At 65.9% G+C, this 17,461-nt stretch carries 17 protein-coding genes; 11 read left to right on the forward strand and 6 right to left on the reverse strand.

The window, feature by feature from the left end:
- Nucleotides 1–33 precede the first annotated feature (33 nt).
- Nucleotides 34–765 (reverse strand): DsbC family protein, encoded by a 732-nt coding sequence (locus B0G62_RS29985; protein ID WP_103707797.1) that lies wholly within the window; start codon nt 763–765, stop codon nt 34–36.
- Nucleotides 766–951: 186 nt separating this feature from the next.
- Nucleotides 952–2,124 carry a UbiH/UbiF family hydroxylase gene (locus B0G62_RS29990; RefSeq protein ID WP_103707798.1) on the reverse strand — a complete coding sequence of 391 codons (1,173 nt, stop codon included), beginning with the start codon at nt 2,122–2,124 and terminating at the stop codon, nt 952–954.
- A gap of 323 nt (nt 2,125–2,447) precedes the next feature.
- Between B0G62_RS29990 and ychF the strand changes: the two genes are divergently transcribed.
- From ychF to B0G62_RS30010, 4 genes are all read left to right on the forward strand, one after another.
- On the forward strand, nt 2,448–3,542 hold the full coding sequence (gene ychF / locus B0G62_RS29995) for a redox-regulated ATPase YchF (protein WP_103707799.1): 1,095 nt from the start codon (nt 2,448–2,450) through the stop codon (nt 3,540–3,542).
- A gap of 105 nt (nt 3,543–3,647) precedes the next feature.
- Nucleotides 3,648–3,965, forward strand: coding sequence for a DUF3761 domain-containing protein (locus B0G62_RS30000; protein ID WP_103707800.1), 318 nt, complete (start codon nt 3,648–3,650; stop codon nt 3,963–3,965).
- A 182-nt stretch (nt 3,966–4,147) separates the two neighbouring features.
- On the forward strand, nt 4,148–5,812 hold the full coding sequence (gene ettA / locus B0G62_RS30005; protein ID WP_103707801.1) for an energy-dependent translational throttle protein EttA: 1,665 nt from the start codon (nt 4,148–4,150) through the stop codon (nt 5,810–5,812).
- Between the two features lie 162 nt (nt 5,813–5,974).
- Nucleotides 5,975–7,138 (forward strand): DUF748 domain-containing protein, encoded by a 1,164-nt coding sequence (locus B0G62_RS30010; RefSeq protein ID WP_103707802.1) that lies wholly within the window; start codon nt 5,975–5,977, stop codon nt 7,136–7,138.
- Nucleotides 7,139–7,145: 7 nt separating this feature from the next.
- On the opposite strand, the gene B0G62_RS30015 is transcribed toward B0G62_RS30010, so the two are convergent.
- From B0G62_RS30015 to B0G62_RS30025, 3 genes are all read right to left on the reverse strand, one after another.
- Nucleotides 7,146–7,769, reverse strand: coding sequence for an HAD family hydrolase (locus B0G62_RS30015; protein ID WP_103707803.1), 624 nt, complete (start codon nt 7,767–7,769; stop codon nt 7,146–7,148).
- A 38-nt stretch (nt 7,770–7,807) separates the two neighbouring features.
- Nucleotides 7,808–9,622 carry an aminopeptidase P family protein gene (locus B0G62_RS30020; RefSeq protein ID WP_103707804.1) on the reverse strand — a complete coding sequence of 605 codons (1,815 nt, stop codon included), beginning with the start codon at nt 9,620–9,622 and terminating at the stop codon, nt 7,808–7,810.
- 75 nt (nt 9,623–9,697) lie between these two features.
- Entirely contained in the window at nt 9,698–9,961 is a 264-nt protein-coding gene (locus B0G62_RS30025) for a hypothetical protein (protein WP_103707805.1), read from the reverse strand.
- A 202-nt stretch (nt 9,962–10,163) separates the two neighbouring features.
- Here B0G62_RS30025 and B0G62_RS30030 point away from each other — a divergent pair, with 202 nt between their 5' ends.
- The 7 genes from B0G62_RS30030 (at nt 10,164) to B0G62_RS30060 (ending at nt 16,370) form a co-directional block, all read left to right on the forward strand.
- Complete coding sequence (locus B0G62_RS30030) at nt 10,164–10,910, forward strand: response regulator transcription factor (RefSeq protein ID WP_103707806.1); 747 nt, start codon at nt 10,164–10,166, stop codon at nt 10,908–10,910.
- Between the two features lie 27 nt (nt 10,911–10,937).
- Nucleotides 10,938–12,308 (forward strand): glutamyl-tRNA reductase, encoded by a 1,371-nt coding sequence (gene hemA / locus B0G62_RS30035; protein ID WP_103707807.1) that lies wholly within the window; start codon nt 10,938–10,940, stop codon nt 12,306–12,308.
- Nucleotides 12,309–12,419: 111 nt separating this feature from the next.
- Nucleotides 12,420–13,502, forward strand: a complete 1,083-nt coding sequence (prfA, locus tag B0G62_RS30040) for a peptide chain release factor 1 (RefSeq protein ID WP_103707808.1) — start codon at nt 12,420–12,422, stop codon at nt 13,500–13,502.
- Nucleotides 13,499–14,365: a peptide chain release factor N(5)-glutamine methyltransferase gene (prmC, locus tag B0G62_RS30045; RefSeq protein WP_167401370.1), complete on the forward strand. Its 867-nt coding sequence runs from the start codon at nt 13,499–13,501 to the stop codon at nt 14,363–14,365. The genes prfA and prmC overlap by 4 nt, the downstream gene beginning before the upstream one ends.
- A gap of 115 nt (nt 14,366–14,480) precedes the next feature.
- Entirely contained in the window at nt 14,481–14,792 is a 312-nt protein-coding gene (gene grxD, locus B0G62_RS30050; protein WP_103707809.1) for a Grx4 family monothiol glutaredoxin, read from the forward strand.
- A 17-nt stretch (nt 14,793–14,809) separates the two neighbouring features.
- The gene (locus B0G62_RS30055) at nt 14,810–15,421 is read left to right on the forward strand and encodes a UbiX family flavin prenyltransferase (RefSeq protein ID WP_103707810.1); all 612 of its coding nucleotides are present in this window, start codon (nt 14,810–14,812) and stop codon (nt 15,419–15,421) included.
- A gap of 151 nt (nt 15,422–15,572) precedes the next feature.
- Nucleotides 15,573–16,370, forward strand: a complete 798-nt coding sequence (locus tag B0G62_RS30060) for a DODA-type extradiol aromatic ring-opening family dioxygenase (protein ID WP_103707811.1) — start codon at nt 15,573–15,575, stop codon at nt 16,368–16,370.
- Between the two features lie 83 nt (nt 16,371–16,453).
- On the opposite strand, the gene B0G62_RS30065 is transcribed toward B0G62_RS30060, so the two are convergent.
- The coding region (locus B0G62_RS30065; protein WP_146055385.1) for an APC family permease at nt 16,454–17,461 on the reverse strand (1,008 nt) is incomplete at its 5' end.

The following is a 17,461-nucleotide window of genomic DNA, read 5'->3' on the forward strand; positions in this document are numbered from 1 at the left end:
CCGCGAAAGCGGCCGGCGGGTTCGGGCGAGGCGTCAGTGCGCGGCGCTCAGCTCGCTTTCGAGCCGGTCGGCGCTGACCGCGCCCGGCAGGCGGCGGCCATCGGCCAGAATCACGGTGGGCGTGCCGGTCACGTTCATCTTCGCGCCCAGCTTCAGGTTGCTGTCGATCGCGGCCGTGTTGCAGCTGCCCGAAGCCGTGGGCGCCTTGCGGTCCACCATCCACGATTCCCACGCCTTCGCGCGGTCCGTCGAGCACCAGATCGATTTGGCCTTGGCCGTCGAGTCGTCCGAGAGCACGGGGTACAGGAAGGTGTAGACCGTCACGTTGTCGATCGACTTGAGCGTGGTCTCCAGTTGATGGCAGTACGGGCAGTTCGGATCGGAGAACACCGCGATCGTGCGCTTGCCGTTGCCCTTCACCACCTTCACCGCGTTCTCGAACGGCAGCCTGGCGAAGTCCACCTTGTTCAGTTCGGCCAGACGCGCTTCGGTCAGATTGCGGTGCGCCTTGGTATCGACGAGATCGCCTGTCAGCACGTAGTCGCCGTTCACGTCGCTATAAATGATCTGCGTGCCGAGATTCACCTCGTACAGACCGGCGACGGGCGCTTTCTGGATGCCCTTGATGTCGCCGGCATCGACGCCCAGACGTTGCTGCAGCGCAGCCTTGATCTTGTCGGTGGTCTGGTCGGCCTGCGCCGGGCAGCCGAGCACCGAGGCGGCCACCGCGACGACGAGCGCGGCAATGCGGATACGCTTTTGCATGGAATGCTTTCCTGATTCGGGAACGCGGCGCGCGATGGGCGACGCGTTCCAGGTGAAATTCGGGCTGGGTGCGGATCGAAGGGGCTGGATCTTGCTGGCCGCCTTTGGCTGACACTGCCTGATCCGTCATTCTAAGCCGCTTGGGGCGGGCAGCAACGCAAATGCCCAGTAGGTCGGCCGGTTGACTTAGCCAAGCGCGGCCGCAACCAGCCAGCGCTTGACGAGCGGCTGCGCGCCGACGAAGGCCATGCCCGTGTTGCGCACCGCGCGCGCGATCGTGCCCGGCACGGCAAAGAGGCGCTGCAGACCGTCCGTGGCGACCACGAGCTTCTGAATGTCTTCGCGGCGGCTACGTTCGTAACGGCGCAGCAGCACGGTGTCGCCCAGATCGCGAAACGCTTCTTTCCGCGCGATCACATCGACGAGCGCGGCCACGTCGCGCAGGCCCAGATTGACGCCCTGCCCCGCGAGCGGATGAATCAGATGCGCGGCGTCGCCCACCAGCGCGACGCGCGGCGCGATCAGCCGATCGACGGTTTGCAGCGAGAGCGGGAAACCGCGCGCGGGCGTCACGCATTCGAGCGCGCCGTGCAGGTTTTGGGTGGCGCGCTCGACTTCGGCGGCGAGCTGTTCGGGTTCGAGCTTGAGCAGCGCTTCGGCGTGCTCCGTCTGCGCGGACCACACCAGCGACACATGCTGATCGGGCAACGGCAACAGCGCGATGATCTCGCCGTCCTTGAACCACTGGTACGCGCATTCGCCGTGCGGCTTCTGCGCGCGGAAATTCGCGACCACGCCCGTCTGCCGGTAATCGCGGCGCTCGACCTTCGAGCCGATCTGCGCCCGCACCCACGAATGCGCGCCATCGGCGCCGACAGCCAGATCGGCCTGGATCGTGCGGCCGTTGGCGAGGCCGATCACGGCGGCGTCGGGCTGGAGGTCGAGCGTCTGCGCGCGCGAATCGATCCAGGTGAGATTGGGCTGGAAATGCAGCGCCGAATCGAGCGCGCGCTCGACCAGCGACGATTCGGCGATCCACGCGAGATGCGAGACCGACGCCTGATACGCCGAGAAGTGCAATTCAGCGGCGGCGTCGCCGAACACGCGCATGTCGTAGACCGGCGTGAGCCGCGCGGCATCGACGGCCTGCCAGACCCGCAGCCGCTCGAACAGCGCCTGGGAGCTGCGCGAGAACGCATACACGCGCGCGTCGAACAGCGCGCCGTGCGGCAGCGGCGCGCAAGGTTGCGCGAGCAGCGCCACGCGCAGGCCGTTCTGGGTCAGCGCCAGCGCCGCCGACTTGCCGACGAGGCCGCCGCCAATCACGGCGACGTCAAAGGTCTGGTTGCTTGCAGTCATCCGCGCATTATAGCCGTGGGGCCTTGTCTGACAGGGCCGGATGGGCAGCCCGGATGGCCGGTGCTTGCGTTGCGGCAAGCGCTCGCGCCGACTTGTCGCAGGCGCCCGGCGCGCGCCCAGGCGCGGCCTGGAGATCGCGCCCTTTTCCGTGCTGGCGCCTCGCGCCACAGCCGTCGCCAAAGCGGCGTGCGGACGAGGTTACAATTACGGTTTTCGTGACTTCGCGTCACGCCCCTGACGTGCATTTTCGTGCCATCCGGCCCTGCGGCTCACGCCCGACCCCGGCGAGCCGCACGTCGCCACCCTGACATGCAGAGAATTTCATGAGCCTCAAATGCGGCATCGTCGGCTTGCCTAACGTCGGCAAGTCCACCCTCTTCAACGCACTGACCAAGGCCGGCATCGCGGCTGAAAACTATCCGTTCTGCACGATCGAGCCGAACGTCGGCGTCGTGGAAGTGCCGGATCCGCGTCTGAAGGCGCTCGCCGAAATCATCAAGCCCGAGCGCGTCGTGCCGGCCGTGGTCGAGTTCGTCGACATCGCCGGTCTGGTCGCGGGCGCGAGCAAGGGCGAAGGTCTGGGCAACCAGTTCCTCGCCAATATCCGCGAAACGGATGCGATCACGCACGTCGTGCGCTGCTTCGAGGACGAGAACGTGATTCACGTCGCGGGCAAGGTCGATCCGCTCGCCGACATCGAAGTCATCAACACCGAACTCGCGCTGGCCGACCTCGGCACCATCGAAAAGTCGCTCACGCGCTACTCGAAGGCCGCCAAATCGGGTAACGACAAGGAAGCCGGGAAGCTCGTCGCCGTGCTGGAAAAAGTGCGCGCGCAGCTCGATCAGGCCAAGCCCGTGCGCGCGCTCGACCTGAACGAAGACGAACAGGCGCTGCTCAAGCCGTTCTGCCTGATCACGGCGAAGAAGACGATGTACGTCGCCAACGTGAAGGACGACGGCTTCGAAAACAATCCGTACCTCGACGCCGTGCGCAAGCACGCCGAAGCCGAAGGTGCGCCGGTCGTCGCCGTGTGCGCGGCGATCGAAGCGGAAATCGCCGACCTCGACGACGAGGACAAGGCCGCATTCCTCGCCGATATGGGCATGGAAGAGCCGGGCCTCGACCGCGTGATCCGCGCGGGCTTCAGGCTGCTCGGCCTGCAGACGTATTTCACGGCGGGCGTGAAGGAAGTGCGCGCGTGGACGATCCACGTGGGCGATACGGCACCGCAAGCCGCCGGCGCGATCCACACCGACTTCGAGCGCGGCTTCATCCGCGCGCAGACCATCGCGTTCGACGACTACATCCAGTTCAAGGGCGAAACCGGCGCGAAGGAAGCCGGCAAGATGCGCGCCGAAGGCAAGGAATATGTCGTGCACGACGGCGACGTGATGAACTTCCTGTTCAACGTGTAAGACACGAGGCCGCGCTACGCGCATGAGGAAAGCCCGCTTTCGAGCGGGCTTTTTTGCGCCCCGCAGGCCGGCAGCACCAGAACAACGATACGAGAGACAAGAACAATGAGAGGCCACACCCCGTTTTTACGCACCTCACGCACTATCGGCGCCGCGCTTCTCGCGCTCTGCCTGATCGCGCCGGCATCCGCCTTCGCCTTCCAGCCCTCGCCCGGCAGCTACACCACGCCCGACGAATCCGACCTCGACAACCACAACGGCTACGTGAACCGCGACGGCCAATCCGTCCACTCGCCCGCGCATTCGCGCTCGGGCCGCGTGCCGGAAGGCGCGAGCGCCCAATGCCGCGACGGCACCTACAGCTTCAGCCGCCATCACCGCGGCACCTGCTCGCGCCACGGCGGCGTCGCGCAGTGGCTTTGAAACGGGCTTTAACGCAATCCGAAACGCGCCGCCAGCCATGCGTCTCTCCCGCGCCACGCGCGCCCCGTACAATAGCGGTTTGCGCATTCCGCGCGGCGGCGCAATGACACGCCGTCGAGCGGATTGACCGCGGCCAATGCCGCGTCCCGCCCCCCTTTTTCTCCGTTTCCAAAGACACTCTCATGGCCCAATACGTCTTCACCATGAACCGGGTCGGCAAGATCGTGCCGCCCAAGCGCCAGATCCTGAAAGACATCTCGCTGTCGTTCTTCCCGGGCGCGAAGATCGGCCTGCTCGGCCTGAACGGCTCAGGCAAGTCCACGCTCATCAAGATCATGGCCGGCGTGGACAAGGACATCGAAGGCGAAGCCACGCCGATGCCCAACCTGAACATCGGTTATCTGCCGCAGGAACCGCAGCTCGACCCCGAAAAGACCGTGCGCGAAGCCGTCGAAGAGGGTCTGGGCGACGTGTTCGGCGCGCAGAAGAAGCTCGACGAGATCTACGCCGCCTACGCGGAACCGGACGCCGACTTCGACGCACTGGCCGCAGAACAGGCGAAGTACGAAGCGATCCTCGCGACGACCGACGGCAGCGCGGAACAGCAGATCGAAATCGCCGCCGACGCGCTGCGCCTGCCCGCATGGGACGCCAAGATCGGCAATCTGTCGGGCGGTGAGAAGCGCCGCGTCGCGCTGTGCAAGCTGCTGCTCGAAAAGCCGGACATGCTGCTGCTCGATGAGCCGACCAACCACCTGGACGCCGAATCGGTCGAGTGGCTGGAACAGTTCCTCACGCGTTTCCCGGGTACGGTCGTCGCCGTGACCCACGATCGCTACTTCCTGGATAACGCCGCCGAGTGGATTCTCGAACTCGACCGCGGCCACGGCATTCCCTGGAAGGGCAACTACTCCAGCTGGCTCGACCAGAAGGAAGAGCGCCTGAAGCAGGAAGAAGCGACGGAATCCGCGCGTCAAAAGGCCATCAAGAAGGAACTGGAGTGGGTGCGCCAGAACCCGAAGGGCCGTCAGGCCAAGTCGAAGGCGCGTATCGCGCGCTTCGAGGAACTGTCGAGCACGGATTACCAGAAGCGCAACGAAACGCAGGAAATCTTCATTCCGGCGGGCGAGCGTCTGGGCAACGAAGTCATCGAATTCAAGAACGTCAGCAAGTCGTACGGCGACCGTCTCCTGATCGACGACCTGAGCTTCAAGATTCCGGCGGGCGCGATCGTCGGCATCATCGGGCCGAACGGCGCGGGTAAGTCGACGCTGTTCCGTATGCTCACGGGCAAGGAGCAGCCGGATTCGGGCGAAATCGTGCAAGGCCCGACGGTCAAGCTCGCGTACGTGGACCAGAGCCGCGACGCGCTGGCCGCCAACAAGACCGTGTTCGAGGAAATCTCGGGCGGCGCGGACGTGCTGACCGTGGGCAAGTACGAAACGCCGTCGCGCGCGTACATCGGCCGCTTCAACTTCAAGGGCGGCGACCAGCAGAAGATCGTCGGCAATCTGTCGGGTGGTGAGCGCGGCCGTCTGCATCTGGCCAAGACGCTCATTTCGGGCGGCAACGTCCTGCTGCTGGACGAACCGTCGAACGACCTCGACGTCGAAACGCTGCGTGCGCTCGAAGACGCGCTGCTCGAATTCGCGGGCTCGGTCATGGTGATTTCGCACGATCGCTGGTTCCTCGACCGTATCGCCACGCACATCCTGGCGTTCGAAGGCGACTCGCAGGTCACGTTCTTCGACGGCAACTATCAGGAATACGAGGCCGACAAGATCAAGCGCCTGGGCGAAGAAGCCGCGCGTCCGAAGCGTCTGCGCTACAAGCCGATCAGCCGCTAATCATCCAGTAAGCAGGCGAGATCGATAGCGAACAACGGCGGCCCGCGGGCCGCCGTTGTCGTTCCTGAGCCGCGCGCGGCACGGCGGTTGCGCGAAGCGCGCTACGCTTGACGCCAATAGCCGCCGCTATCGGCCCGCTCTCTCCACGCCAAGGTGCTCCGCATGTCGATGCCGAATCGCCAACGCCCGGCTCCCCGCATCATGCTGATCGTCGCGATCGTGATCGCGGCGCTCGTCGTGCTCGCGCTCTCCGGTCTGTATGCGCTTCAGCGCGAGGCCAAGGCGCGCGTGGAAGCGGCGCTCGCCCCCATCGGCACGGCGTCGCGCATCGACGTGGCCTTCTGGCTCACCTCCGTCGAACTCACCGACGTGCGCCTGAAGCCGCCGCCCGACTGGCCCACCGCCGACATGCTGCGCGCGCGGCGCATCACCGTCACGCCCGATCTGCGCGCGCTGCTCTCGCATCATGTGCACGTGCGCGAAATCCATGTGAGCGACTTCACGATGACGGTCCTGCGCCGTCAGAACGGTTCGATCGAAATCCTGCCGAATCTGCGGCGCGAGATGGAAGCGGCGAATACAGCATCGGCGGCTTCGGCGCCTTCCAGCGGCACCGATCTGCCGGGCGAAAAGCTGATCGACCACATCGTTCTGGACGACGGCGCTTTCGTGTTCTACGACCGTTCCGTGAGCAATCCGCCGTGGCGCGTGACGGTGAGCGACGCGCACGCCAATGTCGATGACGTGCATCTGCCCGCGCTCGACGAACCCACGCACATTGCGGTGACGGGCGCGCTCAAAGGTCCGGCGCACACCGGCCATGTGAATTTCGACGGCACGATGCGCCTCGCGAGCAAGGACTCGCAGACGCACACGACGCTGCGCGGCGTGGACATCGTCATGCTCGATCCCTATCTGTTGAAGAAAGCCGGCGCGAAGGCCAACGTCACGGGCGGCACGCTCGATCTCGACCTCACCTCGACCGTGCGCGGCTACCGCCTGCACGCGCCGGGCACCGTCACGCTTCATCATCTGCAGTTGGCCGAAAGCAGCGACCCGCTCGACTCCTTCCTGTCGATTCCCACGCGCGCGGCCGTTGCCGCGCTCAAGTCGCACAAGGGCGACATCACGCTGCATTTCGTACTCGACGGAGATTTGCACGATCCGAAGTTCAAGCTCAACGAGAGCGTGATGACCGAATTGCGGACGGGATTTGCGCAGGCGCTCGGGGTGAGCGCGCAAGGCGTGGCGCAGGGCGCGGGACAAACCGCGAAGGGCATCGCCGACGCGCTGCACAATCTGTTCGGCGTGCCGGCAGCGAAATAATCGAGGATTAAACCGGCAGGCCGAGTTCGCGCAGCCTGGCGTCGGTACTGGCGTTGCTCGTGTGATGCACGCCATGCCAGCCGAGCGCGGTGGCGGCTTCGGCGTTGCGCGCGTTGTCGTCGATAAAAACGATCTCGCCGGGCAGCACACCCGGCAACTGCGCCTCGATGCGGCGGAACATCTCGTGGAAGATCGCCGGATCGGGCTTCACGAGCTTCACGCGCCCCGACACGACGACATCGCGGCAACGGCGCAGGATGCCGAAGCGCTCCCACGCCCACGGGAAAGTTTCCGCCGACCAGTTCGTGAGGCCGAAGATCGGCACGTTCGCCGCTTCCAGCCGCTCGAAAGTGGCCACGCCGCCTTCGAGCAGACCGCCGATCATCTCGTGCCAGCGCTCGTAGAACGCGCGGATCAACTGCTCATGACCGGGAAAGCGCGCGACCAGTTCTTCGGTGCCGACCGCGATCGGCTCGCCGCCGTCCTGCCGCACGACCCAATCCATCGCGCAGACGTGGGTGAGAAACCAGCGGCGTTCGTCGTCGTTGGGAATCAGCTTGCGATAGAGATACTCGGGACTCCAATCCACCAGCGCCCCGCCGAAGTCGAACACCACTGCCTTGATCGCCATGCGTCTGCGCTCCGTATTTGCGCTGCCGTTAAGAGAGATCAGATCGGCTGCGTGCGCTTTTCGAGCCACGCCAGCGCGTCGCCGCTCACGTGCGGCGAGACGCGCGCGCGAACCGTCTGGTGGTAGGCATTGAGCCATGCGCGCTCGTCCTCGCGCAACAGCGCCAGATCGATACAGCGCGTGTCGATCGGGCAAAGCGTGAGCGTCTCGAACTTGAGGAAATCGCCGAATTCGGTCTTGCCCGCGCTCTGGTTCAGCACGAGGTTTTCGATGCGCACGCCCCACTTGCCCGGACGGTAGATGCCCGGTTCCGCCGACGTGATCATGCCCTCTTCCATGGCCGTCCACGGCTCGGCCGGCGCGTAGTGCGAAATCACCTGCGGGCCTTCGTGGACGTTGAGGAAGTAGCCCACACCATGACCGGTGCCGTGGCCGTAGTCCGCGCCGGCTTCCCAGATCGGCGCGCGCGCGATGGCGTCGAGCATCGGCGAGCGGATGCCGCGCGGGAATTGCGCGCGCGAGAGCGCCATCATGCCCTTGAGCACCAGCGTGAAATCGCGCTTTTGTTCGGCGCTCGGCGTGCCCACGGGCACCACGCGCGTGATGTCGGTCGTGCCGTCCAGATACTGGCCGCCCGAGTCGATCAGCAGCAGGCCATCGCCTTCGATCGTGCTATGCGACTGTTCGGTCGCGCGGTAATGCGGCATCGCGCCATTGGCGTTGAAGCCCGCGATCGTCGCGAACGACAGCGACACATAGCCCGGCCGGCGCGCACGCGCGGCGGTGAGCTTTTCGTCGATGGTGAGTTCGGTGATGGTTTCGCGGCCCAGTGCGGCTTCGAACCACGCGAAGAATTCCGCGAGCGCCGCGCCGTCCTGCTCCATGGTGGCGCGCACGTGTTCCGCTTCCACGGCGCTCTTGCGCGACTTCAGAGCGGTACTCGGGTTGAGCGACTCGACGAGATTCACCGTCGCCGGCACCGTCTCCAGCACGCCCAGCGTCACACGGCGCGGGTCCACCAGCAGCGTTTCACCCTCGGGCAGCTCGGCCAGCGCCGCGACGGCCTGCGCATAAGGCGCCACGCGCACGCCGTCGCGCGCGAGCGCTTGCGCGAGTTCGGCGCTCACCTTGCCTTCGGCGACGAAGAGCGTCGCATCGTCCGGCCCGATCAGCGCGTGCGCGACGAACACCGGGTTGTAGTTCACGTCGGCGCCGCGCAGGTTGAAGAGCCACGCGAGATCGTCGAGCGTCGAGATGAAGTGCCACTGCGCGCCCAGTTCGCGCATCGCGCCACGCACCTGGGCGAGCTTGGCCGGGCGCTGCGCGTCGGCGTGCGGCGCGACGTGCTCGTACACGGGCTCGACAGGCAGCGAGGGACGACCGCTCCAGACCGCGTCGAGCAGATCGACATCGGTGCACAGCGCCACGCCGCGCGCTTCGAGCGCATCGGCCAGCGCGCGCGCCGACGCCACGCCCAGCACCGCGCCGTCCACGGCGACCGTGCCGCCTGCCGGCACGTTCTGCGCGAGCCAGGCGATGTGCGGCGCGCTCTGCTGGCCGGCCGTCATCTTCATCAGTTCGATGCCGGTGCCCGCGAGCTGGTTTTCGGCCTGCACCCAATAGCGGCTGTCGACCCACACGCCCGCGAAATCCTTCGTCACGACCAGCGTGCCCACCGAGCCGGTGAAGCCCGACAACCATTCGCGGCCCTGCCAGCGGCGCGGCAGATATTCGGAGAGGTGCGGATCGGCGGACGGCACGAGGGCGGCGTCCACGCTCGCGGCGGCCATCGCGGCGCGCAGCGCGGCAATGCGCTCGGGAGTGGTGGACGTATCGGGGAGTCGGGCGTTCATGTTTTCACCTGCGAGAGTTGTGATGCGCGTGTTCTGCGTATGTGGGGGGCGCTGTAAGCGGGAATGTGAGATCTGTCAGCGGCGTGCGCGCAGCGCCATCGACACCACGACGAAGACGAACGCGACAGCCGTACAGACCGGCCATTCGAGCAATTCGCCGTCGTAGAAGAGACCGGTGGCGCGGCCTGCCGCCTTCGCGAGCGCGGCACCAGCGAGCGCGGCGACGATGGCGAGCACGAGCGCGCGGCCAGCCGGCCCGGCGGCGCGACGCTGGGGATGCAGCAGCCATCCCGCGAAGCCGATGGCGAGTCCGAGCACGACGATGCCTGGCCAGCCCATTAGCGCCCTGTCCTAAGGATTTTCAGACGAGTCCTATAGGACTGCGGGGGGACGGCGAATAGCATTCTTAGGTCTCATTTACAACAGTATTTTTACTGGAAAACGGTCGGCTCGGCGCTTCCCGCGTAGCGGTTGAGTGTAGGGGGCGGGATGACGCAAGGCAAGCCAAGCACACCCGACCCGCCCCGGCTGCACTCCCCCTATGCGAATCGCTCTTGTCGAACCTGACGCGCGCCAGGCTGAAATCATCGAACGCCTGCTCATCGCAGGCGGTCACGCCTGCCGCTATTTCCCTCACGGCGCCCCACTTGTCGAAGCACTGGAAGAAGACGCCTTCGACCTCCTGATTGCGGCCTACTGGTGCGGCGACCTCGGCGGCGACGAACTCATTCCGCGCGCGCGCCGCCTGCTGCCGGGGCTGCCCGCCATCGTGCTGATGGCTTCGCCGCACGAAAGCGAGATCGTCGCGAGCCTGCAGGCCGGCGCCGACGACTGCATCGCCAAGCCCGTGCGCGGCCCCGAAATGCTCGCGCGCATCGACGCCTTGCTGCGCCGCGCCGGCGTGCGACGCCCGCGCAACCGCGCGCACTATGGCTTTGGCGACTATCAATTCGATTCGGCGCGCTACGCGGTCACTTTCAGGGGCCATAGCGTCACGCTCACGCCCAAGGAATTTCGCTTCGCTCTGCTGCTTTTCACCAACGCATCGCGCCCCGTTTCACGGGCGCGCATTCTGGAAACCGTCTGGAATCTGAACCGCGACGTTCGGTCGCGCACGCTCGATACTCACGCCTCGCGGCTGCGCAGCAAATTGCAGCTCGGCCCCGAGTACGGCTGGCGCTTAACCACGTTATACGGCTACGGATATCAACTCGAAAGACTGCCGATTAATACTGGGGACGATACTGACATTGCCGACGCCAATGTCAGAAGCGCGGAAAAGTTATAATATCCGCCTAAATCTTCGCCCCATGGTATGCAGCTTCTAACGATCGGAATCAATCACCACACCGCGCCCGTCGCCTTGCGCGAACGCGTGGCGTTTCCGCTCGAACAGATCAAGCCGGCTCTCGCCCTGTTCAAGGAAGCGTGGACCGGCGGCAAGCGCACGCTCAGCGCGCCCGAAGCTGCCATCCTGTCCACCTGCAACCGCACCGAGCTCTATTGCGCGACCGACGCGCAGGCGTCGCGCGACTCCGCGGTGGAATGGCTCTCGCACTACCACGGCATCCGCGCCGAAGAACTCGCGCCGCACGTCTACACCCTGCCGCAGTCCGAAGCCGTGCGTCACGCGTTCCGCGTGGCGTCGGGCCTCGACTCGATGGTGCTCGGCGAAACGCAGATCGTCGGCCAGATGAAAACGGCGGTGCGCACCGCCACCGAGGCCGGCGCGCTCGGCACCTATCTGAATCAGTTGTTCCAGCGCACCTTCGCCGTGGCGAAGGAAGTGCGCAGCAGCACGGAAATCGGGGCGCAATCAGTTTCGATGGCCGCCGCCGCCGTGCGTCTCGCGCAGCGCATCTTCGACAAGATCGCCAACCAGCGCGTGCTGTTCATCGGCGCGGGCGAAATGATCGAGCTGTGCGCTGCCCACTTCGCCGCGCAGCAGCCGCGCGAACTCGTGGTCGCCAACCGCACCGCCGAGCGCGGCCGCTACGTTGCCGAACGTTTCGGCGGCAAGTCGATTCCGCTCTCCGAGCTGCCCGCGCGCATGCACGAGTTCGACATCATCGTTTCGTGCACGGCCTCCACGCTGCCGATCATCGGTCTGGGCGCCGTCGAGCGTGCCGTCAAGGCGCGCCGGCACCGCCCGATCTTCATGGTCGACCTCGCGGTGCCGCGCGATATCGAAGCCGAAGTCGGCCAGCTCGAAGACGTGTTCCTCTATACCGTCGACGATCTCGGCACGATCGTGCGCGAAGGCAATGCCTCGCGCCAGGCGGCCGTCGCGCAGGCCGAAACCATTATCGAAACACGCGTGGCGAATTTCATGCAGTGGCTCGACTCGCGCAGCATCGTGCCGGTCATCCGCCACATGCACACGCAAGCCGACGCGCTGCGCCGCACCGAACTCGATCGCGCGCGCAAGATGCTCGCGCGCGGCGACGATCCGTCCGCCGTGCTCGAAGCGCTGTCGCAGGCGCTCACCAACAAGCTGATTCACGGCCCGACGCACGCGCTCAACACGTCGAGCGGCGAGAGCCGCGACTCGCTGATCGAGCTGATGAGCGGCTTCTACCGCCACGGCCAGCCGGCCAGGGGCGGCGAAGCGCCCACGCAGCAGGCCTCGGTGCAAGCCTCGAATTCCGACGAATCATCCGACGCGTCCGGCTCTTCGGACCGTTAGCGGCACTCGCCGCACCAGACGTCCGCGCATGGCATTTGCGCGGCAACGCCAGGGTTCCCGCCCGCCTATCCTTTCCCGCAGTCCTGACCGGAGTCCGCTCCGCACCGCCCGATGAAAACGAGCATGCAATCGAAGCTCGACCAGCTGACGACACGCCTGGCCGAGCTAAACGACCTGTTGAGCCGTCCCGATGTGACGTCCAACCGCGACCAGTACCGCAAGCTCACACGCGAGCACGCGGAAATCGGGCCGGTGGTCGAGCACTACGCGCAGTGGCGACGGGCGTTGGATGACGAAGCGGCCGCGAAGGACCTGCTGTCCGACGCCTCGATGCGCGACTTCGCCGAGGACGAGGTGAAGGCCGCGCGCGAGCGCATGGCTCAGATCCAGCACGAGTTGCAGATGATGCTGCTGCCGAAGGACCCCAACGACGACCGCAACGTGTTCCTCGAAATCCGCGCGGGCACGGGCGGCGACGAATCCGCGCTGTTCGCGGGCGATCTGCTGCGCATGTATCTGCGCTACGCGGAACGCAACCGCTGGCAGATCGAGATGATGTCGGCGAGCGAGTCGGATCTGGGCGGCTACAAGGAAGTGATCGTGCGCATCGCGGGCGAGGCGGCCTATTCGAAGCTCAAGTTCGAATCCGGCGGCCACCGCGTCCAGCGCGTGCCCGCCACGGAAACACAAGGCCGCATCCACACCTCGGCGTGCACGGTCGCGGTGATGCCGGAGGCCGATGAAATCGGCGAAGTCGAGATCAATCCCGCCGATCTGCGCATCGACACCTTCCGCGCCTCGGGCGCGGGCGGCCAGCACATCAACAAGACCGATTCGGCGGTGCGCGTGACGCACATGCCGACCGGCATCGTCGTCGAATGCCAGGACGACCGCTCGCAGCACAAGAACAAGGATCGCGCGCTCAAGGTGCTGGCCGCGCGCATCAAGGACAAGCAGTATCAGGAGCAGCACGCCAAGGAAGCGGCCACGCGCAAGAGCCTCGTCGGCTCGGGCGACCGCTCGGAGCGCATCCGCACCTATAACTTCCCGCAAGGGCGTCTCACCGATCACCGCATCAACCTGACGCTCTATCGCCTCGAAGCGATCATGGACGGCGATCTCGCCGAACTGATCGGCGCGCTGGTGTCCGAGCATCAGGCCGAACAGCTCGCGTCGCTCGGCGATGCGGATTGAGCGCCGCTGACATCGTGAGCGAACCGCAAGTCACCGCCGACGCCCTGCTGCGCGCCTCGCCGCTGCCCGCGCTGGAGACGCGCATCCTGCTGATGCACGTACTCGGCTGGCGCCGCACCGAACTCATCACGCGGGGCGATCAGCCGCTCGACGCTGCGCGCGTGGCCGCGTATCGCGCGCTCGAATCGCGCCGCGCGGCGGGCGAGCCGATCGCGCAGCTCGTGGGCGCGCGCGAGTTCTTCGGCCTCGACTTCGAGGTCACGCCCGACGTGCTGATTCCGCGCCCGGAAACCGAATTGCTGGTGGAAACCGCGCTCGCGGCGATGGAAGGCATGGCGCAGCCGCGCGTGCTCGATCTCGGCACCGGCAGCGGCGCGATCGCGGTGGCGATCGCCTCGGCTCGGCCCGATGCGCGCGTGTGGGCCGTCGATCGGTCGTCAGGGGCGCTTGGCGTGGCCGCGCGCAATGCGGCGAAGCTGCTCGACGCCGCGCGCGCGGGCGGCGCGCTCACGTTGATCGAAGGCAGCTGGTACGACGCGCTCGACCCGGCCTTACGCTTTGACGTGATCGTCAGCAACCCGCCCTATATCGCGAACGGCGACCCGCATCTGGATCAGGGCGACCTGCGCTTCGAGCCGCGCGGCGCGCTCACCGACGAATCCGACGGCCTCACCGCCCTGCGCGCGATCGTCGAAGGCGCACCGGCACGCCTCGTCGCGGGTGGCGTGCTCTGGATGGAGCACGGCTACGATCAGGCGGCGGCCGTGCGCGCGCTGCTCGACGCACGCGGTTTCGCCGAGGTCGCCTCGAAACGGGATCTGGCAGGCATCGAGCGCATCAGCGGCGCTCGCTTCGGCGGCTAGCGCGGGCCGGGGATCGCCTCGGCACGCCCGGCCCGCGCGGGCGAAATCCGCTATCATTTCGTTCTGTATCCCACGTATTCCGCATCAACCTCATTCAAGCAAGCCAAGGTCAGACATGGACACCCAACAGCGCATCAAGCAGATCGTCGACGAAAACGCCGTCGTCCTCTTCATGAAGGGCAGCGCGCAGTTTCCGATGTGCGGTTTCTCCGGCCGCGCCGTGCAGATCCTGAAAGCCTGCGGCGTCGAGCAGCTCAAGACGGTCAACGTGCTCGAAGACGACGAGATCCGCCAGGGCATCAAGGAATTCTCGAACTGGCCGACCATTCCCCAGCTTTATGTGAAGGGCGAATTCGTCGGCGGTTCGGACATCATGATGGAGATGTACCAGAACGGCGAACTGCAACAACTGTTCGCAGCCGCTTAAACGCGGTTTTGTCTCGCGTGAACGCCACGTCTGCCGTCCCGTCGGGCGTTCCACGCCGTCTGATCATCGCGATCACGGGCGCCACGGGCGCCATCTACGGCGTGCGCATGCTCGAAACGCTGCGGCGCCTGGGCGGCGTCGAGACGCATCTGCTGATCTCGGCAGCGGGCTGGCTCAATATCCAGCACGAGCTGCAGCTCAGCAAGGAAGACCTCCACGCGCGCGCCGATGTCGTCCATTCGGTGCGCGACGTGGGCGCCACGATCGCCTCCGGCTCGTTCGCGACCGACGGCATGATCGTCGCGCCCTGCTCGATGAAGACGCTCGCCAGCGTCGCCCACGGCCTCTCCGACAATCTCATCGCCCGCGCCGCCGACGTCACGCTCAAGGAGCGCCGCCGCCTCGTGCTGCTGGTGCGGGAAACGCCGTTCAACCTCGCGCATCTGCGCAACATGACCGCCGTGACGGAAATGGGCGGCGTGATCTTCCCGCCGCTGCCCGCGTTCTACAGCCGGCCCGCGTCGATCGACGAGATGGTCGATCATACGGTCGCGCGTGTGCTCGACCTGTTTGCGCTCGGCCCGGCGCTCGCGCCCGCGTGGCCGGGATTGCGCGGCACTGCCGACTGAATTGGCCCGATTTCGCGCTCAATAGGCTCTCGGCCCATTATCAACATGGGCGACACAATCAAATCCGCTGCGCGCTGTTTAATGCCTGCGGGTTAAGTCTTATATTGATCGTAATGCGAAACTTTCCGGCCGCTTTGCGCGGCTCACGATCATGACCACCCGCACCCCCACGCTTTTCCTCTCGCACGGCGCGCCCACGCTGCCGATCGACCCCGCCATGCCGCGCGAAGGCTTCACCGCGCTGGCGCAGCATCTGCCGCGTCCCAAGTCGATCCTGATGCTGTCGGCACATTGGTACACGCAGCGGCCGGCCGTCAGCACGGCGACGCAACCCGAAACCATCCACGACTTCTATGGCTTTCCGCGCGAACTCTACGAGATCCAGTACCCCGCGCCCGGCGCGCCCGAAACCGCACAGCGCGCGGCGGCGCTGTTGCGCGCGCAGGGCGTGGAAGTCGATGAAGAGGTCCACGGCCTCGACCATGGCGCCTGGGTGCCGATGCTGCTGATGTTCCCGGACGCCGATGTGCCCGTCGCCCAGCTTTCGATCCAGCCGCACGCCGACGCCGCGTATCACTTCGCGGTGGGCCGCGCGCTGCGCGAACTGCGCGACGAGGGCGTGATGGTGGTCGGCTCGGGCCAGATCACGCATAACCTGCGCCAGGCCGACTTTTCGGCACGCCCCGAGGACGCCGACCCGCGCGTGGCCGAATTCACCGACTGGTTCGAGTCGCGTCTTGCCGCTCGCGACATCGACGCCCTGCTCGACTATCGCCGTCAGGCACCGCACGCGGTCCTGATGCACCCGACCGACGAGCATCTGTTGCCCGTCTTCGCCGCGCTCGGGGCCGCCGACGACGATTACACGCTCAGCGTGCAGTCGCTCGGCACCTACCAGCGCGCGCTGGCGATGACGAATTACGTGTTCGGGTCGGCTTCGGCTCAGTGACCGGGTTAGCGCTGTAGACGCAAAAAAGCCCGCCTGAATCGCTTCAGGCGGGCTTTTTTCTGGATCGGTGCTTATTTCGGCGATTAATGAGCGCCGATACCTTCGAGCACTTCGTCGTGTTCCTTACGCTCTTCCAGATACGGCGTGCGATAACCCGAATTCACACCCCAGTAGTAAAAACCGAGCGAGATGATCGCGACCACCAGCATGTCCCAGCCGTAGGGAATCAGATCGTGGCCGCCGAACTGCTTGCTGCCGATCAGCGACAGGATCGCCATCACCGGCAGGTAGGCGCACAGCCACCATGCGGCCTTCAGATCCTGGCCCCAGCCGGCCCAGCCTTCCTTGCCCTGGAAGTAGAAGTACACCGGCAGCGCGACAACCATCAGCAGAATGATTTCGCCGGTCAGCGGCCACTTCGCCCAGTACAGGATCATCGACGCGCAGACGAACGCGAACGGCGCGATCACCTTCATGAACGGCACGGTCAGCGGACGTTCGATGTCGGTGGCGGCGCGCTTGAGCGCCATCAGGCTGATCGGGCCGGTGAGGTACGAGATCACCGTCGCCACCGAAATCACCGCCGCCAGCGAACTCCAGCCGCGGAAGAAGAACATGAAGATGAACGACACGACCAGGTTGAACCACATCGCCTGGCGCGGCACGCCGTAGAACGGGTGCACGTTGCCGAACATCGCCGGCATCGTGTTGTTGCGCTCCATCGCGTAGATCATGCGCGAAGTCGTCGCCATGTAGGTCGTGCCGGTGCCGCTCGGGCTCACGAACGCGTCGACGTACAGCAGGATCGCCAGCCAGTTCAGGTTCAGCGCGATCGCGAGTTCCGCGAACGGCGACTTGAAGTTGAACAGGTTCCAGCCCTTCGCGACGTCCGAAGGCGACACCGCGCCGATATACGCGATCTGCAGCAGCACGTAGATCACCAGCGCGCAGACGATCGAGCCGATGACCGCGAACGGAATGCTCTTCGACGGATTGCGCGCTTCGCCCGCGAGGTTGATCGGGCTCTGGAAGCCGTTGAACGCGAACACGATGCCGCTCGTCGCGACCGCCGTGAACACCGCCGACCAGCC

Source organism: Paraburkholderia eburnea (assembly GCF_002917095.1).
GTDB classification, from domain to species: domain Bacteria; phylum Pseudomonadota; class Gammaproteobacteria; order Burkholderiales; family Burkholderiaceae; genus Paraburkholderia; species Paraburkholderia eburnea.